The sequence below is a fragment of the Methylobacter sp. S3L5C genome (assembly GCF_022788635.1).
Classification (GTDB): Bacteria; Pseudomonadota; Gammaproteobacteria; order Methylococcales; family Methylomonadaceae; genus Methylobacter_C.
In genome coordinates this window covers 940,128-964,845 of record NZ_CP076024.1, presented here as the reverse complement: position 1 = coordinate 964,845, position 24,718 = coordinate 940,128, and the positions used below count along the sequence as shown (strand labels likewise).

Below are 24,718 nucleotides of genomic sequence, written 5' to 3'. Positions count from 1 at the left end.
CAGATTCAGGTGATTATTGTCGATTAAACTTGAAAGTGCAGTTGATAGATGATTGAGAAAATCTACGATATCCGGTATCAAGTCGTAAAAGGCTGCAAAATCACCTTAATGAAAGGTCTGTGCAGCAGTTAATTGCTATATTGACAAGGCGTAATTTAATAATGTTATGCCAACCCAGGCAAAGCCAATGGTTGTAATAATAAAACTAAGCGCTGTATAGACTTTCCAAAGGGTTTTCTCCCAAAAACCGGTATCAAATGCAGCGATAACAAAGACACAAGGATTGGCAATTCCGCCAATGACAACCAGCCAGCACCAATTAAGAATATTTTCATTACGTCTCTTGTTGTTTAAATTGTTTGTTATAATTATGTAGACTGACTGGTCAAATTGTTTGACTGTGGTATACCGATCGGTATAGCCGAAACATTATCAGTCATCCGTCTTTTTGCTTATGCCTATAACTATTCAAGAAAAAATTTTGGTTGCTGCATCAGAACTTTTTTATAACCAAGGTGTTAGAGCCACAGGAGTTGATGCGATTGTCAAAGTTGCAAACACCACAAAAATGAGCATTTACAAGTACTTTCCTTCCAAGGTTGATCTGGTGATAGCTTTCCTGCGGAAACGAGATGAGGATTTTCGAACGTAGTTTACAGGTCAGGTTGACGGCAAAGCGGATAACCCAAAAGCCAAGTTATTGGCGATTTTTGATGTGGCTTGAGGTTGCGCTTTTATCAACGCTGCCGCTGAATTTCCGCTTGAAGGCAATCCTGTGCCTCAAGTGTCCATAGAGTTCTATGATAAATTTCGGAACTATATTGCCGACTTGGCAAGGCAATGCGGTTCCAAGTTTCCTGAGAATTTGGCTCTGTAATTAAGCTTGCTGATTGAAGGCGCTATTGTCTGGGAACAAATAGAGCGTCATTCGGGTACGGCTATACAAGCCAAGCAGGCGGCTATCATACTTATTGAGGACAACTTGCGGTAAGCATTTTTAAATTAACAGATCTCCACAATAGTTAACTCCCGGGAGGAGCGATGAGTAAATTTTTTCATGAAGGTAGTCGTAAATTACAAAATCAGTTTGAAACGCAGCCCATGGCTGATCGTCTGGCCGAGACCATTATTTCTCATCAGATCAGCCCCGAAGATAAGGTTTTCATCGAGGAACAAAACATGTTTTTTCTGGCGACGGTTGATCAGGAGGGACGGCCAAACTGTTCCTATAAAGGCGGTGGTGTCGGCCTCGTTAAAGTTATCGATGAATACACGGTGGCCTTTCCAATTTACGATGGCAACGGCATGTATCTATCCGCTGGCAATGTCTTGGTCAATCCACATGTTGGTTTATTGTTCATCGATTTTCAAAGACAGGCACGCCTGCGCTTAAACGGCAGTGCTTTTATACAGGAAAACGACCCGTTATTGGCTCACTGGCCTGAGGCAGAAATAGTCTTGCGGGTAACCTTGCGGGAAATGTTTCCTAATTGCCCCCGCTATATTCACAAAATGGTATTGGTTGAAGAGTCATCTTTTGTTCCCAAAAAACATTGTCAAACACCCGCACCAGACTGGAAGCGTCTGGAAATGGTTGCAGATGTCCTGCCAGCCCGCGATGCGCATTTAGCCGGAGATCTACAAGATCCGGCAGCGACGATAAATCGTAATTAGCAGAAATAAAGTGCCATAGCGCCAGGGATAATAACTGGCGCTATGAGGAACTGCAAAAGCTAGGGAAAATAGGCGGCCGGTTTTGGTTTGGGTATATTGGCCGACTTCTCCTCGGCAACTATCCATCCGCCACCCATGGCAAGGTATAAAGCAATGGCAGAGTTAAAAGTCGATGCGCGCGCAGTGGTAAGATCAATCTGGGCACTGACTAATTGTCTTATCGCATCCAGTTCATTCAAGTAATCAACATAGCCTTCTTGATAACGAATACGTGATAGATTGAAATAGCGACTATTGGCACCCACTCGATCAACTTGCTTACCTTCTTGTTCTTTCGTTTTAATCAGACTAACCAGTGCATTTTCAAACTCGCTAAAGCTGGTAATAATGGTTAGTTTGTAATTAGCTAACGCGGCTTTTTGAACGGCTTCGGCGGCTTGTACTTGTCCTGCAATTTTACCCGCAGTAAATATAGGCGTGACTATCGCCGAGCCTATTGTCCAGAAATTGGCACCGGGTGCAAAAAGGCTACCAAGTTGTGAGCTGATTTGTCCTACGCTACCCGTCAGGGAAATATTCGGAAAATATTGTGCTCTGGCAACGCCGATTCGCGCATTTGCAGCAATCAATTGTTGCTCTGCCCGGCCAATATCAGGTCGTCTTATTAACAGATCGGAAGGCAAGCCTTCCGGTATCGCCGGAAGTTTAAGTTTATCCAGGGTCAAGCCGCGTGCAATGGGGCCTGGATTTTTTCCCAATAAAACATTTAAGGCATTTTCAGTTAAGGCGATGCGCTGCTCGTATAGGGGGATTTGCGCACTTTGTAGTTGATATTCAGAATCCGTTTGTTCAACTTCCAGTTCAGAGGTGTAGCCTTCTTGAAAACGTATGGTGTTAATGCGCAAGCCTTCTTTAAGAATTGCCACGATTTCTTTGGTTATTTCCAGTTGTTTGTCGAGTTCACGTAAATTAATGTAAGTTTTGGCAACTTGACTGACCAGGGTTAACATTACGCCTTGGCGCGTTGCTTCCTGACTGAGAAGGTTTGCCATTGCCGCTTCGTTGGCACGTCTTAATTCCCCCCAAATATCAATTTGCCAGTTCATGCCTCCGTTCAGATTATAAGAATCACCGTCCGGCCTAAATTGTGGCGAGGTAGCCGGTTGTGGATGTTGGGTTTTAAACGAGCCGGTAATCTGTGGAAATAAATTGGCGCGTGTTGAGCCGTACAAACCCATATATTGTTCAACATTGGCAATGGCTATTTTTAAATCATAATTGCCCTGAATCGCTTGTTTTATCAGGCGATTCAGTTCCGGGTCGCCTAACTGTTGCCACCATTGATTATTGGTTGCATTAAGCAGTGCATCGGTTTCATTGTTACGCCAATGGCTGGGGGTATCAATATCGGGACGTTTATAATCAGGCCCTACTTTAAAACAACCGGTTAGTGAGATGCCAAGTAACAACAACAGTAATTTATTCCTGGTCATTTTTGTGCTCCTGTTGGCTGTCGGCTACAGCTTCCGGTTTGCCTCGATTCGACAGCTTTTCAACCGTATAGAAACTTAAGGGAATCAAAAAGATAGCAATAAACGAGGCTGCTGTCATACCGCCAATGACCACGTAACCAATAACTTGTCGTCCCAAAGCACCGGCACCATCGGCTAAAGCCAAAGGTACACAGCCTAAAATAAACGCCAAACTGGTCATTAAAATAGGTCGTAGTCGTAAACGCGCTCCTGCCAAGGTTGCTTCAACCAACGGCTTGCCCTGGTCTACACCCATCTTGGTAAATTCTACAATCAAAATGGCGTTTTTGGCCGCCAAACCAATCAGCATGACCAAGCCGATTTGTGCATAAACATTATTGGCGTACTGTCCCAGCATCAAGGCTGCAAAGGCACCAAATATGGCAACAGGCGTGCTCAATAAAACGCTGAACGGTAAACTCCAGCTTTCATAAAGCGCCGCTAAAATCAAAAATACACACAGTAATGAAAAACCAAAAATAACCATTGGTGATAGTCCTTGCTGGGCAATTTTTTCCTGATAACTCATGCCCATGTAGTCGTAGCCCATTGTTGATGGCATGGTTTCGGCAAAGACTTCCTCCAGTGCCTGCATCGCTTGTGCCGAGGTATAACCCGGCTTGGCTGAGGCATTAATCAGGGCGCTTCTATACAGGTTATAACGCATGGTAAATTCCGGGCCACTGGTTTCACGAACAGTGGTCAATGCCGATAAAGGCACGGTTGTACCATTTTTATTGCGGACATAAAACTGACCCAAGGGCTCTGGTGTTTTTCTGTATTCGCCTTCAGCTTCGAGATAAACCTGCCATTGCCGACCAAAGCGGTTAAAGTAATTAATAAAACCACTACCCATGTAATACTGCATGGTCTGATAAACATCAGCCAAATTTACACCTTGTTTAATAACCTTATCTTTATCGACATCGACATATAATTGCGGAGTTGCGGCTATCAGTGTCGTAAAAACCCCCGCCAATTCAGGACGTTGTTGCGCGGCTTTAATAAATTTTTCAGTATTGTCGGCTAAAAACTGAACGGTATCACCGCTTCTGTCTTCAAGCACAAAGCTGACTCCGCCCGAGGTTCCTACACCCGGAATGGCAGGCGGTGGAAATACTAAAGCGACACCTCCGGGCAGTTTGCTTAATTCTTTATTAATGGCTAATTTAATGGCCGTGTATTGCTCATTTGGCGCTTTACGCTCTGCCCAATCTTTTAGGGTAATAAAGAAAAATGCGTTGTAGGTCGTGTTGGCCTGACTAAGCATGTTGTAGCCAAGTACGGTTGAATAGTATTGAACACCCGCGGTGTTTTTTAACACTTCTTCAACTTGGCTGGCCATTTCACTAGTCCTTTGCAGCGATGAGGCATTTGGCAGTTGTAAGGCACCATAGATATAGCCTTGGTCTTCATCCGGTAAAAAACTGGCAGGGATTTTATTGCCTAAGAAACCGGCACACAACGTTAGCGCCAGCAAAAGCATTAATCCAAAAAAACTGCGACGAATGAGGGTACCGCAAACGCCAACGTAACCGTCGGTAATGCGACCAAAAATACGGTTAAAGCTATCAAAAAATCGTTGTAACAGATTGGTGCTTTTTTGCTTTGGTTTTGGCTTAAGCAGTAAGGCACACAGAGCCGGTGTTAAGGTTAAGGCGTTAAATGCCGACAGTGCCACTGATATGGCTATTGTTAATGCAAACGGCTGATAAAGACGTCCGGTAATGCCTGGAATAAAAGCCGTTGGCACAAATACCGCAGCCAGAATTATGGCAATGGCAATAACCGGACCTGAAACTTCCTCCATGGCTTTAAACGAAGCATCTTTAGGCGATAGACCTTCCTCGATATGGTGCTCTACTGCTTCCACTACGACTATCGCATCATCAATCACCAAACCGACAGCCAGTACCAGACCGAACAGGGATAACGTATTAATGGAAAAACCAAACATTGGAAAAAATGCAAATGTACCGATTAAAGCCACCGGCACAGCCAGTAAGGGAATCAGCGTAGCCCGCCAACTTTGCAAAAACAGATAGACGACGATAATAACCAGCGCCAAGGCTTCAAATAGCGTTTGCACAATATCATCAATCCCCTCAGTCACTGCCAGCGTAGTATCCAGCGCTACGGCATAATCAAAATCAGCCGGGAAGCTCTTTTTTTGTTCGGCCATTAAGGCCTTGGCACCGTTAGCGGCATCGAGAGCATTGGAGCCGGGCAATTGATAAAGCGCAATTAGTGCGGTGGGCTGTCCGTTTAAACGACTGGAAACTGCGTAATTTTGTGCTCCTAATTCAATTCGACCAACGTCTTTAATACGTACCGTTGAGCCGGTTTTATCTACACGTAAAATAACGTTGCCAAAATCCTCTTCGGTTTGCAAACGTCCTTGTGCGCGCAAGGCATAGGTAAATTCCTGACCGTTAGGTATGGGTTCGCCGCCGACTTGTCCGGCCGGATTAACCGTGTTTTGCGCTTGAATGGCATTAACAATTTCCGGGATAGTAATATCCAGCGATGCCAACTTGTCGGGTTTTACCCAAATACGCATGGCATACTGACCGGCACCAAAAACTGAAACCGTGGAGATCCCTTTAATACGGGTCAGCTTGTCATTAAGATTGATGTAAGCATAATTAGCCAGAAAAACATTGTCATATGTGCCTTTGGGTGAATACAAGGCAAACATCAATAGTGGGGCGACGGTAGACTTTTGCACGGTTACGCCGAAATTATTAACCGCAGAAGGAAGCTGGGAAGCTGCTTGAGTTTCGCGCATTTGCGCAAGAATTTGGTCGGTATTTGGGTCAGTGCTGACATCAAAATCGACCCGTAAATTGGTATTACCACTATTGGTGTTAATGGAATACATGTAGGTCATGTTATCGACCCCTGACATTTGCTGTTCAATAGGGGTTGCCACCGATTGTTCCATGGTCAGGGCGTCAGCACCGTTATAAGTGGTGCTCACTTGAATTTCAGGCGGCGCTAAATTGGGAAACTGGGCAATCGGCAAACCCGCCATTGCCACCAGACCAAGAATAACCATAAGAATGGCTATTACCATCGCTACGATAGGTCGATTTATAAAGAATTTGGCCATTGAATTATTGCTCCGCGCTGTTGCCAGTCGTCGGCATTGGTTCTTTATAAAGCTCCGGATTTACTTTCATACCATCGCGAATTTTTTGCAGGCCTTCAACGACAACCTGCTCACCAGGTTTCAAGCCGTCGTCAATAATAACCATAGAACCAGTAGTTTCACCCGGATTTACCGAACGAATACTGATGCTTTTATCGGCATTGACCACGGCCAGTTGAGTCGCTGTTTGTAACTTGATCAAGGCTTGTTGCGGCACGACTAAAGCATCATGCTTGACCGATGTGGTGGCACGAATGCGCGCATACATCCCGGGGCGCAGAATGTTATCGGGATTTGGAAATAGCACGGCAATTTTAATGGTGCCGGTATTAACATCCACTTGCCGGTCGGCAAAGTAAAACGTGCCGTTATGAGGGTAAATAGAGTTATTGGCTAGTGTTAACTGTAAAGGTACGGGTTCAGGTTGGTTTGTACCACGTTGTTTTTCGCTCTCAGCCAAATGAAAATATTGTTTTTCGTTCAAGCCGATATAAGCGCGAATAGGTTCTACCTGGGATACTTGGGTAAGCGCATTACTGGTACTGCCAGGTCCCACTAAATCACCAAGTTGCGCTTTTGATATGCCGGCTATACCGCTAATAGGTGAGGTGATTTTAGTAAACCCCAGATTTAACTGGGCACTTTCAACGGCCGCTTGTGCCGCCAAGACTTGTGCTTGTGAACTTGCCACTGCACCCACGGCATTATCACGGTCCAGGACACTGACCGCTTTTTCGGGTAACAGGCGTTTGACTCTGTCCATGGCAAGTTGATTGGTTATCAGTACTGCTTGTTGCTGCGCCAGATTAGCCTTTGATTGTGCGAGGGTCGCTTCAAAAGTGCGAGGGTCAATTTGGTAGAGGAGTTGGTTTTTTTTAACCAACTCGCCTTCTTTGTAATTTTGCTTAATTAAATAACCGGTAACTTGTGCATTGATTTGGGCGTTAACCATGCCATCCAGTGTACCTATCCATACTTGCTCTACGGGTACATCCTGCTGAACGACTTGGGTGACTTTGACTGTGGGTAAACTTGCTGCGACCGGTTGTTTGGGTTTTTCGCAGCCGCTGATCAATAATCCAAAAATAGCAGGTAAGAACAAGATCGTATTGGGGAAACGACTGGAGCGATATCTGTTGAATAAAGTCAGATTTTGAGTGATTTTCATAAAACCCTGTAACAGTTCAAAGTGATTAAATGGTTATGAATTCACTTGAATTCATATGGTAAATATAACGACTGTTAAAAAATTTAGAGGGTATAGACTCTATCGATCAAAAAAACCAAATAGGCGTCCACTGAGAACATTCAACCGTCTAATTTGACGAGAAAGATACCATACCCATGCAGTATAAGAAAAAAAATTCCAGTTGTTCCGAGATAAGGTTAAGAGTCCATCGACTATCCGTAGAGAAATTTATCTGAACAAGGGGTACTTTTTATAATGCTTGAAAAAATTTTATTTATAATGCTTTCTGTTCTTTTTGATGGTTTTTTGATCCACTAAAAGCCAAGATAGTGATCGTGTAGAATAGAATCTTTGCCATAATAACTGTTCATGACGCACGGGATTATTTTAAAACTCATTATGAATCAACAAAAACGCCAGGCTATTTTTGACAGGCTGTCGGTAGCAATACCGGAACCTACCACAGAGCTAAATTATAGCAGTTCCTTTGAATTACTTATTGCGGTCGTCTTATCAGCGCAATCGACCGATAAGGGCGTTAATAAAGCAACCACCCTATTATTTGCCGCTGCCAATACGCCTGACAGCATTTTGGCATTGGGTTTGGCAAAATTAAAAGACTATATAAAAACTATCGGCTTATACAATACCAAAGGTGAAAATATAATAAAGCTTTGCCGGCAGTTACTGGAACAACATGGTGGTCATGTTCCTGAAACCCGGGAGCAACTGGAAGCCTTGGCAGGCGTTGGTAGAAAAACGGCCAACGTCATTCTTAATACGGCTTTTGGCCATCCTACCATTGCTGTGGATACCCATATATTCAGGGTTTCTAACCGCACCGGTATTGCGCCGGGTAAAAATGTTCTGGAAGTGGAGCGTAAGCTAAATAAATGGGTGCCTAAACAACATAAAAAAGACGCTCACCATTTACTAATCTTGCATGGCCGATATACTTGCATTGCAAGAAAACCAAAGTGCTACAGTTGTGTCATTCAAGACCTGTGTGATTTTAACGAGAAAACAAGCTAAATTTTCAAGCTAAAGATAGCGATAGGCCTTGTATCTGTATCTATTTAGCATCTTGTCCGAGTGCTGTTTAGTGATGATGGCTGAACTCTTTAAGACTTTTACAGTCAGGATGAAGCTACTATGTTCGGGTAAAAGGATATTTATTTATCGGTCTTTGGTATGATGGTTTTATTCGATAAGTTTTACTTATCGAACCTTTATAATAATATTTGGGAGTCAAAATGAAAAAAATCAATAAAACACCTTTAGTTGCTGCTATGGGTGCTGTTTTAATTTCAACGTTTGCTGTAACTGCTGCTAATGCGGAAGTTAATCCATTTGGCATGACCGAGCTGTCGGCTGGTTATATGCAGGTTGCTGAAGCGGATAAAGCCGCAGAAATGTCTTGTGGCGCTGCTATGGGCGGAATGGCTAAACCTAAAGCTCCGGAAGGCGCCTGTGCAGGTGCTAAAAATCATGCTGCGGCTGCACCAGCAGCAGCAAAAGCTACCGAAGGCTCATGTGGTGACATGATGAAAGACGGTAAAATGAAGCCCGGTATGGAAGCTTCTTGTGGTGCCATGATGAAAGGCAAAGAAGGTGCCTGCGGTGAAATGAACAAAGGCGAGTCAATGAAGGGCAAAGAAGGCGCTTGCGGCGATAAAATGAATATGCCTGCAACTCCAGCTGCTCCAGCAAAATAAAAAAGTGTTAATAGGGTTTAGTTTATGCCCCAACTAACACTTGCAATAGTGAAGGCATGACATCATGCCTTCCAGTTTCCAGTAAATCAATCACAGGTGTTCTTATGGACACAACTCAACATCTCGTTCATGGTACAGGTTTGGGCCTGCGCCGACCTTTGTTAAGTCAGCTTGTTGAAACGACGCCAAAAAATATCGATTTTTATGAAGTTGCTCCTGAAAACTGGATCACTATCGGTGGTAAATTTGGTAAACAATTTCGTGCAATGACTGAACGTTTTGATTTTGTTTGTCATGGTTTGTCATTGTCGATAGGCAGCACAGATCCGCTGGATGAAAAATTTGTCCATGATGTCAAACAGTTCATGGCTGAACATCAAATGAAACTTTATAGTGAACATTTGAGCTACTGCAGTAAAGGCGGGCACATGTATGATCTGATGCCGATTCCGTTTACCTCTGAAGCGGTTTCACATGCCGCCGCACGCATTAAGCGTGTGCAAGATATTCTTGAGCAAAAAATAGCCATTGAAAATGTTTCTTATTATGCCGCTCCAGGACAGGAAATGCCTGAGATAGAATTTTTCAATGCCGTTATTGAAGAAGCAGACTGCGATGTATTGATCGATATCAATAATATTTATGTCAACAGTGTTAATCACCATTACGATGCCGAGGCTTTTTTAAAGGCTATGCCGGCACACCGTATTGCTTATGCCCATATTGCCGGACATTACGTTGAAGCTGAGGATTTTCTGGTTGATACGCACGGTGCCGATATTGTTGACCCGGTATGGAAATTGTTGGGCAAAGCCTACGAGCTGTATGGCATATTTCCAACTTTGTTGGAACGCGACTTTAATATTCCCGCTATGCCTGAGTTATTAACAGAAGTCGATACGATCAGAACGATGCAAAACGCGTGGAGAACACAGCATGAAAAACAATCCGCTTAAAGCCGATGGTCGTGTTGACTTTAAAAGCAAACAGGATGAATTTGCTGCTTATATTAGAGATCCTCAAAAAAACCCTGTTCCGGCAGATGTTAAAGAGTCACGTATGGTTATGTACAGGGAGTTATTTTTTAATAATATTGAGGGATTTTTGTCGGGCAATTTTCCGGTTTTAAGAAAGATACTTAACGATCAGCAATGGTTGGCTTTGGTTCAGGATTTTTTTGTAAAACATCCGTGCCAATCGCCGCATTTTTCACAAATTCCGGAAGAATTTCTGGATTACTTGCAAAATGAACGGAATAGCTCAGATGATTTTCCCTTTATGCTTGAGTTGGCTCATTATGAATGGGTAGAAATGGCCTTATCCATTGCCAAAGAGGAGGTCGTTAGCAGTAACCCGGATTTAAATAATTTCCTTAAACAGTCTGTTTCTTTGTCACCGTTAGCTTGGCCATTGGCTTATCAATATCCTGTTCATAAAATAGCCCCTGTTTTTTTACCTTTGGCAGCACCTGAACAACTAACATTTTTGATTGTTTACCGTAACAGTGAAGATAATGTTAATTTTATTGAAATTACGCCAATGACTTACCGATTACTGGAAATTATTCAGGAACATGAAAAGCTGTTGGTGGAAGATTGTTTGCAGCAGGTCGCAAAAGAATCCAATCACCCTGACCCGGAAATCATTATTGCTGGCGGTTTGCAGATTTTAAAAGAACTGGCAGAAAAAACGATTATTATTTTAGCTTGAGTTCGAGGCAAGTATTAGGACAATCAAGGAATTGCCCCTACCTTGTAAAAGTCTTAAAGATCTAAAAAAACTTGCTAAAAAAACCTTCCTCTTTTTTAGGTTCAGGTTTGGGTGTATTAAAAGTTTTAAAGCCTTTCACTGAGCTCTGTTGGGTGCAATGATAAACAGCCGCAGTATATTTGATTTGTAATGACCGTGGATTTTCATGTTCGGTAAGAAATTTTTCAGCTTCTTGAGCCGTTAAATCTTGCATCATCTCGGACGCAACACATTCGCATGATTTAGAAAAGCGTTCTTTGTCTTCTTCTACATTCACGGAATTTTTCAATTCCCTTGTCACACATTGTGCAGCAAAATCATGCTCAAATTTATGCTTTTGAATATCAGTCACAGGGACATCATGAGAATGATCAAACGGGTTAAACACGGTTTTAACCGGTGGTTTTTTTCCCTTATTGACATCATTGTCATCTGAGCAACCAGTCATTAATAGCGCAATAATAATGCTGGTTAAAGCAGCCAAAAAAAAGTTTTTTGTAAAAGTGTGTGTTTTCATAGATTGCATCACAAGGGTTAATAGGCTCAAGGATTACCAATCGGACCTTGAATCTGTCACAGAATAATCTAACGACTTTATCATTTTATAAGCACTCGTTCTAGTTCTCTTTAGATTGTTGATATTCATTAGTACTGGTTCAATGATTTTTTGATTGGTTATTACCCTTTTAATACTTTTCCACATCCGATTAATAATCACCGGTTTAGCCGATAAAAATCTTCTGTAACTTAGAAAGCATCATGACGCCATTTATGCGATACTACGCGCCTTTTAAATTATCCAAATCGTACTGATACTATCAAGGAGTAATGCATGACAGCACTGGTTGGCATCATCATGGGCTCGACCTCTGATTGGGAAACTATGCGCTTTGCAGCTGAAACACTGGAACGTCTGGGCATCCCTCATGAAGTTGAAGTGGTTTCTGCACATAGAACCCCCGACAAACTGTTTAAATACGCAGAAACTGCAGAGTCCAAAGGCCTGGAAGTTATTATTGCGGGTGCCGGTGGTGCGGCACATTTGCCGGGCATGACCGCTGCAAAAACAGCGATTCCTGTTTTGGGTGTCCCGGTGCAGTCCAAGACTCTGAATGGTATGGATTCATTACTGTCTATTGTGCAAATGCCGGCAGGAATCCCGGTAGGCACACTGGCAATTGGTAAAGCTGGCGCTATTAACGCGGCATTATTGGCGGCAGCAATTATCAGCAATAAACATACGCATTTTCGGGCCGCATTGAATGCGTTTAGAAATGAGCAGACTGAAAACGTGCTGGCGCATTCTGATCCACGTGAGGAAATTTTATGATAGTCGGTGTACTGGGTGCAGGACAGCTTGCCAGAATGATTGCTTTAGCAGGTTATCCTTTAGGTGTGGATTTTATTTTTCTTGATCCCTCGGCAGATTCCTGTGCCAGCAGTCTGGGTGAACATTTACTCGGCGATTATAACGATCCGCATTTGCTCGCGCAACTTGCAGAGCGTGCTGATGTAGTCACTTACGAGTTTGAAAATGTACCCGCTGATGTGGCTGAATTTCTTGCTTCACACACTCAAGTGCATCCTGCCCCCAAAGCTCTCGCAGTCGCGCAGGATCGGTTAATCGAAAAAGCTTTTTTTCATGATATTGACATTCCTGTTTCGCCTTATGTCGCTGTGGACAGTTTTGAGAGCCTGGAACAGGCAATGGCAATTATTGGCTGGCCAGCCATTTTAAAGAGCTGCACAATGGGTTATGACGGTAAAGGTCAATCCTTGCTCAAATCGGTTGCTGACTTAAAACCCGCTTGGGAGCAGTTGGCCGGTATGCAGGGAGTTGTTGAAGCTTTTGTTCCGTTTAACAGGGAAGTATCCATCATCGCCGCACGAAATGTTTCCGGTGCTACCGTTTTTTATCCGCTATCCCAGAATTTACATCGCGGCGGAATTTTGCGTGTTTCGACAAGTTGTGATAATGATCCTATGCAGCAACAAGCCGAGAGTTATATTTCTCGTTTAATGGAAGCGCTGGATTATGTTGGCGTGTTGGCACTGGAATTATTTGAAGTGGACGGAAAATTAATTGCCAATGAGTTTGCTCCGCGCGTACATAACTCTGGCCATTGGACGATTGAAGGCGCAGAAACCAGCCAGTTTGAAAATCATTTGCGTGCCATTCTGGACTTGCCTTTAGGTGCAACTACCGCCGTTAGTAATGCTGCGATGGTTAATTTTATTGGTGGACTGCCAAAAATCGAAGAATTATTGGCAGTACCTCATGCGCATTTGCATCTTTACGATAAAGCACCCCGCCAAGGTCGTAAAGTTGCGCATGCTACGGTACGTACTGAAACTACCGAGCAATTATCGGCCTTAATCAAGCAGTTGACCCTGCTTGCCGATAAGGTCGACGATTCGTAATAAGGCAAGATCACAGAAAATAATTTATTGGAATGACTATGCAATTATATGTTGGCTTACTGTTATTTGTTTTTACCACGAGTGTGCATGCGGACTTTACATTCACGCCTCTCGAACCACAAACTATTTCGCAACTTAATAAGATACTGACTAAAGAGCGTGATGTTTTTTCGAGCGGAACACCGAAGACCTATAAGTTGCCACATTATTCGCCTGCCAAGTATGATGTAGAGCTTTTTAAAGTGGCTTACGATTCGGTTATTCCGGAGCAGGCCAATAAGTCAACCAAGGCTTTTGGCTTATTGGCTATTCCTAAAATTCGTGATGCCTCAGCGCTACCTATCGTTTCTTATCAGCACGGAACCGTATTTGGAAAGCATGATGTGCCGTCGTATTCATTTTCTGACCCTATTAATCCTGCCGCTTATGAAACACGGCTTATGGTTGCCCAGTTTGCCGGCCAAGGTTATATGGTAATAGCTGCTGATTACTTCGGTATGGGGGATTCTATAGAACCTGAAGCCTATTCAGTCAAGGCCAGCGAACAGCAAGCGTGTATTGATTTGTATGAGGCTGCCATTCAATTTCTTAAACAAGAAAAAAAATTAAGCCAGACAGACCTCTTTCTGGCAGGTTGGTCACAAGGAGGCTTTGTTACGACAGCCTTTCTGGAGAAACTTGAAAGCCGAAACATCCCTGTTAAAGCCGCATCGACTGCCTCAGCCCCCAATGATATCTTTGCTGCGCTGAACGGGTGGATTTATCACCCAAGAAAAATCGATGCCGTGTGGTTAAATACCTTGGTTGGCCTTACTGCTTTCTCTTATGAAAACTATTTTTCCAAGCAGGGTCTTGCCAGAGACGTTATAAAGGCCGCCTACTATAACGACATGCGAAAAATATATGAGCGGGATTACAGTGGCATAGATGAACTTAAGGCAATAGTTAAAAGCCTCCCGACTGACTTCAAAAAGTTGCTTAATGATAAATATTCAGACCCCGGCTATTTTGTTGATTCTGACTATGGCAAAATCTTGTCCGACATGCAAACTTATCGCAGGGTATTTAAAACACCGGTAAAAATGTATTACGGTATGTTGGATGAAGTTATAGCTATTCCAATAGGTAAGCTAGCTTCTATTTATCAAAAAAGCATGGGTAGTCAGTCAATTGTTACCGAGCCGGTTAAATCAGGTGATCACCATGCAACATTTCTCACCTCTGTGGCTCGTCAAAAAGAATGGTTCGATAAATTGCAATCACACTAAGTGAATTGCCAATATGTCGTAAAGCTTGATAGCTATTGAACCATTATTATTCGACAGCGCTTTGAAGCCTCGTCGATCTTAATGGTCTTCGGGGCTTTTGTATTTAAAGACCTGACTGCTAATTTTGCTCGCTTCAACCGGATTTTCAAGCCCCTCAGGTGCTAAAATTTTAAAAGTAGACCCTGCTAAAGAATGAAGCATATCGTAATCCAGAATAGTTAATTCATGCTTGTGTATTAGCAACACGCCTTCGTCCCTAAAGGCGTGCAAGGTTCGGTTGACATGTACGGTAGTCAGCCCAAGCGTGTCTCCTATATCTTCCTGTTTGAGTGGAAATTGAATGGAGTATTCCTTATTCAGGCCACGCATCATGAGTCGATGATAAAGCTCCAGCACCATAAAAGCGATCCTTTCACGTGCATTTCGATGAGTGATGAATCCAAGATACATCTCGGTCAGCATCTTGTCACAAGCTTCTGTAACAGCAAGGCTTAAAGCCAGTTCTGGCTGTGTAGAATAGTACTCAACACTGTTTGGAACCTTGCAGAGTAAACTGTCCAATAACGCGATAGCTGAATAGATAGCGGGGCCGTGCAAGTGTTGTTGAAATCCGAGTAGTTCTCCTGGCAGGACTGATCGAAACACCTGACGTTTACCGTCTTCGGAAAGCCTCGTCAGCATTACCCAACCTTCTTGCAAGACAAATAACTCGTTATTCAAATCGCCTTGGTGATATAAATATTGTTTTGCAGTAACTGCCAGATTTTTAACAGCATGCGGATCAAATTCTGTTGAAGAGCTGTTTAACAGGCTTTTGCAAAAGCGGAAATATCGGTTAGGGCATGTACAGCAAAGCCCTTTTGATCCATTTGAACGAAAATACATGTGACCTATATCCCGATAGCAATATGAAAAAGCTATAAAGCGCAAGTCTAACATGATTAATGATCTGTTTTTAATAGGTATAAATACGGATAGCTTTCAGTTAGTTTTTTTGGAATATATCAATGGCTGTTAAATGAAAATAAATTTTTTGTTAAAAAAATTAACCTGCATCAATTTTTTTTAGTGAGGCTTTGGATAGAATAGGCGCAGTTTATGCGTTAGGCACATTTAGTTGCAAAGTTAATTTTTGGGTACATTACTTACGGTGGCATTAAAAAATCAAGCATTTTATTGCTGATGGATTGGGTCAGTAACTTCTCAAGACAGACTATTTTGAGGCTTTATGGGATAAAACAGGTATTGAAATACGGACAGCACATTATTCGACATGATTCTAATTAATCTATATAAAAGAGCTCATAGAAAAGAAAATAACAAAAGCGGGATTAAAAGTCTTTGACTGTATTTTTAACAAGGTTTATGAAACTGGCAAAAAAATTACAGAGGAGATTTAACGAATCAATGCGAATTGTATTTGATGGATTGTATTTCTTGGGGAGTCGTAGAAACGTACTTGGGTGATTTCCCGAGTTGTCAAAACGGTTATGTAGCACGCTACGTAAATGTTTTTCAATCTTGGCAACTGCTTTTGCATCCTTGCAGTTTTTGTAAATAATCAAAGATACTGGGCCACTTGGGTATATTAATTTTTTTGATATAACCTTATTCATCGGGAAATTCTGAATTCCAACATGCGATTAATATTATATATCTATGGATATATCTATGGGCGAATCCATGAAATTAACAGAGAACGATACCGGTAAAATAGTTGAAATACTCGTTGGCGACGAACTTGAAATTATATTACCAGGAAATCCAACTACAGGGTATGTCTGGGAGCCTGTTTCACTGGATATGAACAAACTGGGGCTTGGTCAAGCAGAGTTTTTTGCCAACGATAAAGCACCTGGATCTGTTGGGATGGAAATTATAAAACTGCATGCGCTTGCGGCAGGAACAAGCATAGTGAGGCTGATATTCCATCGACCCTTTGAGCAAAATAGACTGCCTTTAAAAATTTTTGAATTGAATCTTGTTATAAAGAAATGATTATTCGGCTAAATTAATTCAAGACAACAAATAGTCTATAAGGAGGTACTAAAGTGGCTCAACAACTTCTAAAAAAATAATCAAGAATATTACTTAATTTTTGGAGATAAGATGATGAACGAAGCACATGAAAATTATGGTTTGGGATGGGTACGGGATCTGCCTGATTTTAGAGATTATTCACCCGAACATGAAGACATTAAACCACTGCTTAAACAGCTCAATGTATTGACCAAGCCTGCAACTTTAGCCGCTAAAGTAGATCTCCGTGCGTGGTGTGCTCCTATTGAGGATCAGGGGCAGTTGGGGTCATGCACAGCTAATGCCGGTGTTGGAATGATCGAGTTCTATCAAAAAAAAGCCTATGGTGAATGGCTGGACGGCTCCAGATTGTTTCTTTACAAAGCAACCCGCAATCTTTTGGGCTGGACTGGTGATACCGGTGCCTATTTGCGAACCACTATGGGAGCCATGGCATTATTTGGGGTTCCACCGGAAAAGTATTGGCCTTATAAAATTGCCAGTTTTGATGTAGAGCCTTCGGCATTTTTATATGCCTTTGCCCAATCTTTCCAGGCTGTTAATTATTACCGACTCGATCCTGTAGGCACCACTCCTGCAAATCTGTTAAGTCAAATCAAGACTAATCTGGCGGCTAATTTACCCTCCATGTTTGGCTTTACGGTTTATAATTCTGTGAGTCAAGCGAACGGTGCAGGCAAAGGCAAAATTCCTTATCCTTCCTCTAAAGATAAGATAGCAGGTGGACATGCCATTATGGCGGTCGGTTATGACGATGCCTTGACCATCAAGAACGCCAATAGCAGTACGACAACCACAGGGGCTTTATTAATAAGAAATTCCTGGGGAACCAGTTGGGGTGATGGGGGTTATGGTTGGCTACCGTATGAATATGTCCTAAAAGGACTGGCCGTGGATTGGTGGACACTGATCAGTGAAAAATATGTCCAAACAACGAAATTCGGGCTCTAGGTTTTCTATAGATTCTCAGATAAATAATTTTGATGTTAACAGATACCATCCCTTCAAGGGATGTTATCTGTATGATCTTACCGGAAGTTTAATTTTTGAAAGTCACCATGAGAAATAGATGCTGATACAAGGCAAGAATTACACCTCGTAAACTTTTTTCACTATTTCGGAATTGTAACATCACTTGCAGTAATTTCAGATCGTTTTAGCTCCTTTTGCAATGACTTTTTTAAAGAATGAAGGTTAAAAAATCATGAAAAATACAGATAATAAAACCCATAATAAAATTGAATCATCAATTGCCGATATAGATTGGGCGGCTTATAAAAAACCTGAATTTCATCCTTCACCGGCGGCATGGGAAGATCAGGTTCTTTATTTTTTATTGCTGGATCGATTTTCTGATGGCAACGAAAAGGGTTATGTCGACAATAACGGTAAGTCGGTAGCTACCGGAATAACGCCGCTTTTTCAATTTGACCGGGATGCCTATAATACCGATCGGAAGCAATGGTCAGAACAGGGTAACCGTTGGCTGGGGGGGACTTTGAAAGGCCTGGCAAGCAAAATAGGTTATTTGAAACGTCTTGGGGTCACTGCGATCTGGATTAGTCCGGTATTTAAACAAAAACCTAAAGACGAGCACTCCTATCATGGTTACGCAATACAGAATTTTTTGGATGTCGATCCCCATTTTGGCACACGACAAGATTTGCAGGACTTGGTAGATATCGCTCATAAGCAAGGTATCTACGTTATTCTGGATATTATTTTTAATCATTCTGGCGATGTATTCGCTTATGATGCTGACCGCTATTACACTGGCGATGGGCATGGAGGTCATTTCATGGATCCGCGTTGGGATAATAATCCCTATCGGGTTAAAGGCTACCGTAATGCTGATGGAAATCCTGATGTTCCATTTGCACGGATTGATACAGTTGCCCATCCTGAAGCGTGGCCTGATCAAGCTATCTGGCCGACAGAGTTGCAGTATCCAGAGACTTTCACCCGCAAAGGTCGTATTTCAAGCTGGGATTATGATCCTGAATATCGGGAAGGCGATTTTATGACGCTGAAAGATATTAATCACGGAGAACATGATCGTGACGTCTATGGCAACAGGATTATTGATAGTTTTCATCCCACTGCGGCTCTTGCAGCACTCTGTGATATCTATAAATTCTGGATCGCATTCGCCGACATTGACGGCTATCGTATTGATACAGTCAAACATATGGAGCCAGGGGCTACCCGTTACTTCACCGCAGTCATTCAAGAATATGCTCAAAGTCTGGGTAAGGAAAACTTCTACCTGATTGGTGAAATCACCGGAGGTCGTGAATTTGCCTTTGATACGATGGAAACGACGGGGCTCAATGCGGCTTTGGGTATTGATGATATACCGGACAAGATGGAATATCTGGCAAAAGGTTATCGTGATCCGCAATCCTACTTTAATTTGTTTAGAAATTCGATACTGGTCAGAAAAGATTCTCATGTGTGGTTTGGCAAGCATATCGTCACGCTTTTTGATGATCATGATCAAGTTCGTAAAGGTAATAACAAGGCACGCTTTTGCGCTGAAAGTAATGGTTACGCACATTTATCAACTGTTGTTGCTCTTAATCTCACCACGATGGGCATTCCCTGTCTGTTTTACGGCACGGAACAAGCCTTTAACGGTGCTGGAGATAATGACCGTTATTTGCGTGAATGTATGTTTGGTGGAAAATTTGGCTCCATTCAAAGTAGTGGTCTGCATTTTTTTAATGAGGATCATAAAATCTACCGAATAATTGCGGACATTAATAAAATCAGACAAGAGTTTATTGCTCTGCGTAGAGGGCGGCAGTATCTTCGGCAAATTTCTGATAGTGGTGATGCCGGTACTTTTGGTTATCCACAAATGATTGGTGGCCTTATTCTGTCTGTCGTACCTTGGTCGCGCATCTTCAATAATCACGAAATGGTACTGGCAATTAACACCGATGTTGATCAATCCCGAACTGCTTGGGTGACCATTGATAACAATTTGCATGGGGATAATTCGACGTTTTTAAAATGCCTTTATTCAACTGATCCCAAACAGAAAGGTTTAGAAGTCAGGATTGAAGCACGAAATGGCAAAGCAGTTCGCTTAACGGTTCCGCCCGGTGGATTTGTCATCTATGAATAGTTGAGTCAGCCTTGGAAAAATTATTTGGCTTTGAATGGCATGATTTAAATCCTGTTTACCAACAGAAATCATGGCACGATAAAAAAGCGGGCAAAATATTCTGCCCGCCTTCTCGTTACAAGTCTTGATGGTATTACTATTTAGCCGCTTTAAGGTGAGTTACTGCTTCTTCGGCAGATTTTGTAGCGGGTTGTGCATGATTCAAATTGCCATGATCAATGGCTTCTTGTAAAGAATCAGAGGCTGCGTCTATATGGTTTTTTTGTACGCTCTTGGTAACGAGGGAAGCAGCCAGAGAATGATCCAGGGCTGCTTTCGCATGTGTGACCAAGCTTGGTGCTTTACCTGCCTTACCTTCAGCTACAGCTGCGTTAGCATGTTCCAACGCAGCGTCAAGGTGTTCTTCTGCGAAAACGTTTGTGCTTAAACACAACAATAAACCTGCAAATACGGATGCTATTTTTTTCATTATTTTTCTCCTCGGTATTATTTAGAATATTTAGATTGTCGATACCACGTATTATAAAAATTTAAAACCGGTGGTTCGGCGCGTATATTTTTACCATCATAATATTTATTTTGCAATGCACCGACTAATCTAAATATTGTTGCTGAACATTTTTCCGGGTGGGTCTTTGTTTTTTGACAGGATAATGATGAATTTTCATAAATTTATCCGGAAAAATTCTGGTCTTTTATAATCATAAATTTACCAGTATTGCGTAGGTAAACCGGTACGTAGAGAGTCAATCAGTAAAAACCAACCCAATAGCATGCTTTATAATTTTTATAAATCCGTACGACAGCTCTATCGCTTCCTTAAATGGCTAAATTCAGATTATCCAATGCAAGTAAGCAGTCTTCATGGCAATGTTTTTGTTGCTTGACAGAAGATGAAAACGCCAGACAAACGTCAGCACAAGACTACATACTTGCAAGCAAGCCGGACTTCCTTTATAACTGATGAAACTATCTCTAAACAGGATAGTTTTTGGCAATATCTTAAGGTAAAAATAAAAAATAGTAAGAGTATTTCAATTCCTGAAAAATAATATTTTTTTTTGCTTAAAGTGGGTTAATAATATCTGCCAAGAGGCTGCCCGAGAATAGGAATCGTAGCGATGGAAAGCTATTTTGAGTCAGATTGTTTGGTCATTTGAGGTAAATAGTTATTCTATTAATCCAAAATGAGCGGAAAATATGGCCAAAATAGCTTTTCTGCAGTAGGTTTTCTATTTTCGGACAGCCTCCCGGGTAATGTGCATTTTATAATTTTGGCTAGTTCATCTTTGTACAAAGGTTTAGGATAAACGACATAGGTGTTTTTAAATCGCTAAAGTTATTTCATGTGATTAATTTATATCTTATCGAATATTCTGACTAACATTTAAGGTGAGCATAATGACAACAGTAACAGACCCTATCATCGATAGTTGGTACAAAGACGTAGAAAACAAACTGAAATTTAAAGTTGTTGCTATCGATGAAAATGACGATTCAATTGAAGTTCAATACCTTAATGGTGATATTGGCGAATATGATAATGATAGTTGGTATAACTCAACCTTTGATTACATCGAAGCCCCTGAAGACTGGAGCGCTCCTTTTGATGATATTGAAACCGATGATCTGGGCTATTCAGATACGGATTCCCACAAGCCTAATGATGAGGACGTGGACATTGAAAATTATCTGGACGAGTAAGGAAACTTTTGCATGAAAATGAGTCCACAGGAATTCTTAGACTGGCCATCAAAAAGAATTACTTTGCTGGCTATGTCAGGCGCCGGAAAAACGACATTAGCCAATAAATTACCTAAAGCCAAATGGTTTCACTATTCAGGTGATTATCGGATAGGTACTAAATATTTACGAGAACCCATTCTGGATAATATTAAACGTCAGGCAATGAGCGTGCCTTTTTTGCGTGATTTATTATTATCGGATTCTATTTATATTTCCAACAAAATAACCGTTGATAATCTGGCCCCGGTATCTTCTTTTTTGGGAAAGCTTGGTGATCCGGCTCATGCCGGATTATCTTTACGGGAGTTTAAGCGTCGTCAACTATTGCATCATCAGGCTGAAATTGCGGCCATGAATGATGTCCCTGAATTTATTCATAAAGCTGAAGATATCTACGGTTACCATCATTTTATCAACGATGCTGGAGGCAGCGTTTGTGAACTGGACAGTCCTGATGTGTTGGAAACGCTGGCTCAAAATACGCTAATTATTTATATCAAAATACCGCCAGCTTTGGAGCAAACTATTATTGAGCGTGCCAAAACTGATCCCAAGCCATTGTATTACAGGGAAGCGTTTCTTGATGAAAAGCTTGCTGAATTTCTGTGTCTTAAAAACTATGCCTCTACCGATGTTATGCCTCCGGATGATTTTGTTTCTTGGGTTTTTCCTGAGTTATTCAAATCCAGATTGCCTCGTTATCAGGCCATCGCCGACCAGTACGGTTATACCGTTGATGCTAATGATGCCGCTGCTGTCAGGAATGAAGCTGATTTTATCCGGTTGATTACCGACGCACTGGCTAAACAGTCATGATAACCAAAGAGTTGTTATTATGCCTTTAGTCGCTCATATTAATTTGCCCACTTTTCAACGTCTGCGTGAAGAAGGTGAAGAAATATTAGCGCCGGATCGAGCCAGCCAACAGGATATTAGGGAAATGCATATCGGGTTTCTTAATATAATGCCGGATGCTGCACTGGAAGCGACAGAAAGACAATTCTTTCGACTGGTGGGAGCTTGTAACCAAATTGTTCAATTTCATGTTCATCCTTTTACCGTGGCAGGTCTTACAAGAAGCACCCAAGCTCAGGCACATATTGATAAATATTATGAGTCCTTTGAGCAAATCAAGCTGGATGGTCTGGATGCCTTGATTATCAGTGGTGCCAATGTCACTCATCCCAGTCTGCCTGAAGAGGATTTTTGGCAACCGCTGATGGAAGTTTTTTCCTGGGCCAATGAAAATGTCACCTCTGTGCTTTGCTCATGCCTTGCCACTCATGCCGTCATTCAATATCTTTATGGTATTGAGCGCACCCGATTATCGGCTAAACGTTGGGGGGTTTTTGCTCATAAGCTTATCAACCGTACCCATCCCCTGGTTGCAGAAATTAACACCCGCTTTGATGTACCCCATTCCCGGTTTAATGAAATATTTCAAAGTGATATGGAACGGTGTGGGCTTAAAATTTTGGCTGCCAGCAAAGAAGCCGGAGTTCATCTTGCGGTGAGTCCTGATGGTTTTCGTATTGTTTTCTTTCAGGGTCATCCCGAATATGATGATATTAGTTTGTTAAAGGAATATAAACGCGAAGTAATGCGCTTTTATCGTAAGGAAATAGCAGACTATCCACCTTTCCCCGAACATTATTTTAATGAAATTGTGCAGCAAATTTTTTTCGATTATGAGATACATGTCAGATCAGTCAGACATTCCGGTAAACCACTGGATGTATTTCCTGAGGCCGAGGTTCTGGAGCATATTGATAATACCTGGAGCGATACGGCAAAGGCTGTTTTCAATAACTGGTTAGGCAAGATATATCAACTTACACATCAGGATAGGCGCCTGCCTTTTATGGCGGGTGTTGACCCTAATAATCCTTTGGGTCTTTAAGATGCACGACGGATTTTTACAGCAAGCCATTGATCTGGCAGCAGACAATGTGAGCTCAGGCGACGGTGGTCCTTATGGTGCGATTATTGTTAAAGATAAACGCCTGATAGCGGCCAGTGGCAATAAAGTTACCAGTTCCCTTGACCCTACCGCTCATGCGGAGATTTCGGCAATTCGCATGGCGTGTATAGCGCTTAATGATTTTCAGCTTCACGACTGTATTCTTTACACCAGTTGCGAACCCTGTCCTATGTGTTTAGGCGCAATCTACTGGGCTAGGCTCTCAAAAGTTTATTATGCCTGTAGTCGTTTTGATGCCGCTGCCGCAAATTTTGATGATAGTTTTATTTATGATGAGATTTTAATTTCGCCATCTGAACGCAGTATTGCAATGCATCATATAAACTTGCCAAATGCCTTGCAGCCCTTTAAATTATGGACTGAAAAAAAAGTTAAGGTAGTTTATTGACAGCTATTGCTGCCTAATGAATTGGATAAATTACAATGATTTTTATAGGGATTATTTAAACGAAACAGGTAAAACCCGAATTTTAGTTAATAGTATTGCCTCGTAAAAATAATGGATTTTCCAATAAAATGGCGAGTAGTTATAAACTTAATCAAGTTCAGGCTAAAATTACAATCGGTTTTTTCAATATCCTGCAGCGTTTGATATGGCTTTCTTTTTTGACTCTCATGCTTGATCTCCGATCAGGCTGGGTTTATGCCGATAATAATAGCACAGATGTTTTAATTGTCGGTGCCGGCTTATCCGGCTTAAGTTCAGCCTATTATTTGGATAAAGCCGGTAAAGTCGTGAATTTTGGGCACATCATAAGCAGAATCCATGACATCATAAAGATTAGTAACGCGCTCATTACTTATTATTGCTAATTGAATAGCAACCTGGCTATCGTGGGTAGAGGCGGAGGTCAATACCACGCTGATGGGAATGCCGCCATCCGCCACATCGATGTGCAACTTATAGCCGATCCAACTGATTTTATAACCCTTACTGTTTTTCTTGGTGTCTACGTCGTAAGCTGTTGGCAAATCGTTAAGCATGTCCGCCATATCCATAACACTGGCTTGCCGCTCAATACGGGTCAACGGTTTAATGCGTTCTTCGCTTTTTTAGGACGCCCACGTTTTGCCGCCGAACAGGAGATTGCAGCGTGCTATTTTATTTACTACCATCACACT

At 42.0% G+C, this 24,718-nt stretch carries 24 protein-coding genes; 16 read left to right on the top strand and 8 right to left on the bottom strand.

What is annotated here, in order from left to right; genetic code table 11:
• Positions 1–164 precede the first annotated feature (164 nt).
• On the bottom strand, positions 165–335 hold the full coding sequence (locus tag KKZ03_RS04525) for a hypothetical protein (protein ID WP_243220357.1): 171 nt from the start codon (positions 333–335) through the stop codon (positions 165–167).
• Between the two features lie 119 nt (positions 336–454).
• On the opposite strand from KKZ03_RS04525, the gene KKZ03_RS04520 reads away from it, so the two are divergent.
• Positions 455–652 carry a TetR/AcrR family transcriptional regulator gene (locus KKZ03_RS04520; RefSeq protein ID WP_243220356.1) on the top strand — a complete coding sequence of 66 codons (198 nt, stop codon included), beginning with the start codon at positions 455–457 and terminating at the stop codon, positions 650–652.
• A 389-nt stretch (positions 653–1,041) separates the two neighbouring features.
• Positions 1,042–1,674: a pyridoxamine 5'-phosphate oxidase family protein gene (locus KKZ03_RS04515; RefSeq protein ID WP_243220355.1), complete on the top strand. Its 633-nt coding sequence runs from the start codon at positions 1,042–1,044 to the stop codon at positions 1,672–1,674.
• Between the two features lie 59 nt (positions 1,675–1,733).
• Here the strand turns inward: KKZ03_RS04515 and KKZ03_RS04510 are convergent, their stop codons facing one another.
• From KKZ03_RS04510 to KKZ03_RS04500, 3 genes are read right to left on the bottom strand one after another with little or no spacing between them, the layout of a single operon-like run.
• Positions 1,734–3,167: an efflux transporter outer membrane subunit gene (locus KKZ03_RS04510; RefSeq protein ID WP_243220354.1), complete on the bottom strand. Its 1,434-nt coding sequence runs from the start codon at positions 3,165–3,167 to the stop codon at positions 1,734–1,736.
• Positions 3,154–6,318, bottom strand: a complete 3,165-nt coding sequence (locus tag KKZ03_RS04505) for an efflux RND transporter permease subunit (protein WP_243220353.1) — start codon at positions 6,316–6,318, stop codon at positions 3,154–3,156. The genes KKZ03_RS04510 and KKZ03_RS04505 overlap by 14 nt, the downstream gene beginning before the upstream one ends.
• Positions 6,319–6,322: 4 nt before the next feature.
• Positions 6,323–7,525, bottom strand: a complete 1,203-nt coding sequence (locus tag KKZ03_RS04500; RefSeq protein WP_243220352.1) for an efflux RND transporter periplasmic adaptor subunit — start codon at positions 7,523–7,525, stop codon at positions 6,323–6,325.
• Between the two features lie 420 nt (positions 7,526–7,945).
• Here KKZ03_RS04500 and nth point away from each other — a divergent pair, with 420 nt between their 5' ends.
• From nth to KKZ03_RS04480, 4 genes are all read left to right on the top strand, one after another.
• Positions 7,946–8,578, top strand: a complete 633-nt coding sequence (nth, locus tag KKZ03_RS04495; protein WP_243220351.1) for an endonuclease III — start codon at positions 7,946–7,948, stop codon at positions 8,576–8,578.
• Between the two features lie 221 nt (positions 8,579–8,799).
• The gene (locus KKZ03_RS04490; RefSeq protein ID WP_243220350.1) at positions 8,800–9,261 is read left to right on the top strand and encodes a hypothetical protein; all 462 of its coding nucleotides are present in this window, start codon (positions 8,800–8,802) and stop codon (positions 9,259–9,261) included.
• Positions 9,262–9,365: 104 nt separating this feature from the next.
• A complete protein-coding gene (locus tag KKZ03_RS04485; RefSeq protein WP_243220349.1) occupies positions 9,366–10,217 on the top strand; it encodes a DUF692 domain-containing protein in 852 nt (283 codons plus the stop codon).
• The gene (locus tag KKZ03_RS04480) at positions 10,198–10,971 is read left to right on the top strand and encodes a DUF2063 domain-containing protein (protein ID WP_243220347.1); all 774 of its coding nucleotides are present in this window, start codon (positions 10,198–10,200) and stop codon (positions 10,969–10,971) included. The genes KKZ03_RS04485 and KKZ03_RS04480 overlap by 20 nt, the downstream gene beginning before the upstream one ends.
• Positions 10,972–11,032: 61 nt before the next feature.
• Here the strand turns inward: KKZ03_RS04480 and KKZ03_RS04475 are convergent, their stop codons facing one another.
• Complete coding sequence (locus tag KKZ03_RS04475) at positions 11,033–11,557, bottom strand: hypothetical protein (protein WP_371744842.1); 525 nt, start codon at positions 11,555–11,557, stop codon at positions 11,033–11,035.
• A 285-nt stretch (positions 11,558–11,842) separates the two neighbouring features.
• Between KKZ03_RS04475 and purE the strand changes: the two genes are divergently transcribed.
• Genes purE through KKZ03_RS04460 form a run of 3 tightly spaced genes read left to right on the top strand, consistent with a single transcriptional unit; the run spans position 11,843 to position 14,699 of the window.
• On the top strand, positions 11,843–12,340 hold the full coding sequence (gene purE, locus KKZ03_RS04470) for a 5-(carboxyamino)imidazole ribonucleotide mutase (protein WP_243220345.1): 498 nt from the start codon (positions 11,843–11,845) through the stop codon (positions 12,338–12,340).
• A complete protein-coding gene (locus tag KKZ03_RS04465; protein ID WP_243220343.1) occupies positions 12,337–13,431 on the top strand; it encodes a 5-(carboxyamino)imidazole ribonucleotide synthase in 1,095 nt (364 codons plus the stop codon). Before purE ends, KKZ03_RS04465 begins: the two co-directional genes overlap by 4 nt.
• A 38-nt stretch (positions 13,432–13,469) precedes the next feature.
• Positions 13,470–14,699: an alpha/beta fold hydrolase gene (locus KKZ03_RS04460; RefSeq protein WP_243220342.1), complete on the top strand. Its 1,230-nt coding sequence runs from the start codon at positions 13,470–13,472 to the stop codon at positions 14,697–14,699.
• A 78-nt stretch (positions 14,700–14,777) separates the two neighbouring features.
• Here KKZ03_RS04460 and KKZ03_RS04455 read toward each other — a convergent pair whose 3' ends face one another.
• Entirely contained in the window at positions 14,778–15,584 is an 807-nt protein-coding gene (locus KKZ03_RS04455) for a Crp/Fnr family transcriptional regulator (RefSeq protein ID WP_243220340.1), read from the bottom strand.
• Between the two features lie 786 nt (positions 15,585–16,370).
• Between KKZ03_RS04455 and KKZ03_RS04450 the strand changes: the two genes are divergently transcribed.
• From KKZ03_RS04450 to KKZ03_RS04440, 3 genes are all read left to right on the top strand, one after another.
• Positions 16,371–16,697, top strand: coding sequence for a protease inhibitor I42 family protein (locus KKZ03_RS04450; RefSeq protein WP_243220338.1), 327 nt, complete (start codon positions 16,371–16,373; stop codon positions 16,695–16,697).
• Positions 16,698–16,808: 111 nt separating this feature from the next.
• Entirely contained in the window at positions 16,809–17,690 is an 882-nt protein-coding gene (locus tag KKZ03_RS04445) for a C1 family peptidase (RefSeq protein ID WP_243220337.1), read from the top strand.
• A 253-nt stretch (positions 17,691–17,943) separates the two neighbouring features.
• The gene (locus KKZ03_RS04440) at positions 17,944–19,869 is read left to right on the top strand and encodes an alpha-amylase family glycosyl hydrolase (RefSeq protein WP_243220335.1); all 1,926 of its coding nucleotides are present in this window, start codon (positions 17,944–17,946) and stop codon (positions 19,867–19,869) included.
• Between the two features lie 136 nt (positions 19,870–20,005).
• Here KKZ03_RS04440 and smbP read toward each other — a convergent pair whose 3' ends face one another.
• Entirely contained in the window at positions 20,006–20,338 is a 333-nt protein-coding gene (gene smbP / locus KKZ03_RS04435; RefSeq protein ID WP_243220333.1) for a small metal-binding protein SmbP, read from the bottom strand.
• Positions 20,339–21,270: 932 nt separating this feature from the next.
• Between smbP and KKZ03_RS04430 the strand changes: the two genes are divergently transcribed.
• The 4 genes from KKZ03_RS04430 to KKZ03_RS04415 are packed head-to-tail and all read left to right on the top strand — an operon-like array spanning position 21,271 to position 23,984.
• Positions 21,271–21,573, top strand: a complete 303-nt coding sequence (locus KKZ03_RS04430) for a DUF6763 family protein (RefSeq protein ID WP_243220332.1) — start codon at positions 21,271–21,273, stop codon at positions 21,571–21,573.
• A gap of 12 nt (positions 21,574–21,585) precedes the next feature.
• Positions 21,586–22,431: an ATPase gene (locus tag KKZ03_RS04425; protein WP_243220330.1), complete on the top strand. Its 846-nt coding sequence runs from the start codon at positions 21,586–21,588 to the stop codon at positions 22,429–22,431.
• A 19-nt stretch (positions 22,432–22,450) separates the two neighbouring features.
• Positions 22,451–23,515: a homoserine O-succinyltransferase gene (locus KKZ03_RS04420; protein WP_243220329.1), complete on the top strand. Its 1,065-nt coding sequence runs from the start codon at positions 22,451–22,453 to the stop codon at positions 23,513–23,515.
• Position 23,516: 1 nt separating this feature from the next.
• Complete coding sequence (locus KKZ03_RS04415; protein WP_243220327.1) at positions 23,517–23,984, top strand: nucleoside deaminase; 468 nt, start codon at positions 23,517–23,519, stop codon at positions 23,982–23,984.
• A gap of 314 nt (positions 23,985–24,298) precedes the next feature.
• On the opposite strand, the gene KKZ03_RS04410 is transcribed toward KKZ03_RS04415, so the two are convergent.
• A complete protein-coding gene (locus KKZ03_RS04410; RefSeq protein ID WP_243220325.1) occupies positions 24,299–24,625 on the bottom strand; it encodes a transposase in 327 nt (108 codons plus the stop codon).
• Positions 24,626–24,718: the final 93 nt, after the last annotated feature.

Bases quoted from the DNA above. Each gene is read 5' to 3' on its own strand.
- KKZ03_RS04525 (WP_243220357.1), bottom strand. From the start codon at position 335: ATGAAAATATTCTTAATTGGTGCTGGCTGGTTGTCATTGGCGGAATTG.
- KKZ03_RS04520 (WP_243220356.1), top strand. From the start codon at position 455: ATGCCTATAACTATTCAAGAAAAAATTTTGGTTGCTGCATCAGAACTT.
- KKZ03_RS04515 (WP_243220355.1), top strand. From the start codon at position 1,042: ATGAGTAAATTTTTTCATGAAGGTAGTCGTAAATTACAAAATCAGTTT.
- KKZ03_RS04510 (WP_243220354.1), bottom strand. From the start codon at position 3,167: ATGACCAGGAATAAATTACTGTTGTTGTTACTTGGCATCTCACTAACC.
- KKZ03_RS04505 (WP_243220353.1), bottom strand. From the start codon at position 6,318: ATGGCCAAATTCTTTATAAATCGACCTATCGTAGCGATGGTAATAGCC.
- KKZ03_RS04500 (WP_243220352.1), bottom strand. From the start codon at position 7,525: ATGAAAATCACTCAAAATCTGACTTTATTCAACAGATATCGCTCCAGT.
- nth (WP_243220351.1), top strand. From the start codon at position 7,946: ATGAATCAACAAAAACGCCAGGCTATTTTTGACAGGCTGTCGGTAGCA.
- KKZ03_RS04490 (WP_243220350.1), top strand. From the start codon at position 8,800: ATGAAAAAAATCAATAAAACACCTTTAGTTGCTGCTATGGGTGCTGTT.
- KKZ03_RS04485 (WP_243220349.1), top strand. From the start codon at position 9,366: ATGGACACAACTCAACATCTCGTTCATGGTACAGGTTTGGGCCTGCGC.
- KKZ03_RS04480 (WP_243220347.1), top strand. From the start codon at position 10,198: ATGAAAAACAATCCGCTTAAAGCCGATGGTCGTGTTGACTTTAAAAGC.
- purE (WP_243220345.1), top strand. From the start codon at position 11,843: ATGACAGCACTGGTTGGCATCATCATGGGCTCGACCTCTGATTGGGAA.
- KKZ03_RS04465 (WP_243220343.1), top strand. From the start codon at position 12,337: ATGATAGTCGGTGTACTGGGTGCAGGACAGCTTGCCAGAATGATTGCT.
- KKZ03_RS04460 (WP_243220342.1), top strand. From the start codon at position 13,470: ATGCAATTATATGTTGGCTTACTGTTATTTGTTTTTACCACGAGTGTG.
- KKZ03_RS04455 (WP_243220340.1), bottom strand. From the start codon at position 15,584: ATGTATTTTCGTTCAAATGGATCAAAAGGGCTTTGCTGTACATGCCCT.
- KKZ03_RS04450 (WP_243220338.1), top strand. From the start codon at position 16,371: ATGGGCGAATCCATGAAATTAACAGAGAACGATACCGGTAAAATAGTT.
- KKZ03_RS04445 (WP_243220337.1), top strand. From the start codon at position 16,809: ATGATGAACGAAGCACATGAAAATTATGGTTTGGGATGGGTACGGGAT.
- KKZ03_RS04440 (WP_243220335.1), top strand. From the start codon at position 17,944: ATGAAAAATACAGATAATAAAACCCATAATAAAATTGAATCATCAATT.
- smbP (WP_243220333.1), bottom strand. From the start codon at position 20,338: ATGAAAAAAATAGCATCCGTATTTGCAGGTTTATTGTTGTGTTTAAGC.
- KKZ03_RS04430 (WP_243220332.1), top strand. From the start codon at position 21,271: ATGACAACAGTAACAGACCCTATCATCGATAGTTGGTACAAAGACGTA.
- KKZ03_RS04425 (WP_243220330.1), top strand. From the start codon at position 21,586: ATGAAAATGAGTCCACAGGAATTCTTAGACTGGCCATCAAAAAGAATT.
- KKZ03_RS04420 (WP_243220329.1), top strand. From the start codon at position 22,451: ATGCCTTTAGTCGCTCATATTAATTTGCCCACTTTTCAACGTCTGCGT.
- KKZ03_RS04415 (WP_243220327.1), top strand. From the start codon at position 23,517: ATGCACGACGGATTTTTACAGCAAGCCATTGATCTGGCAGCAGACAAT.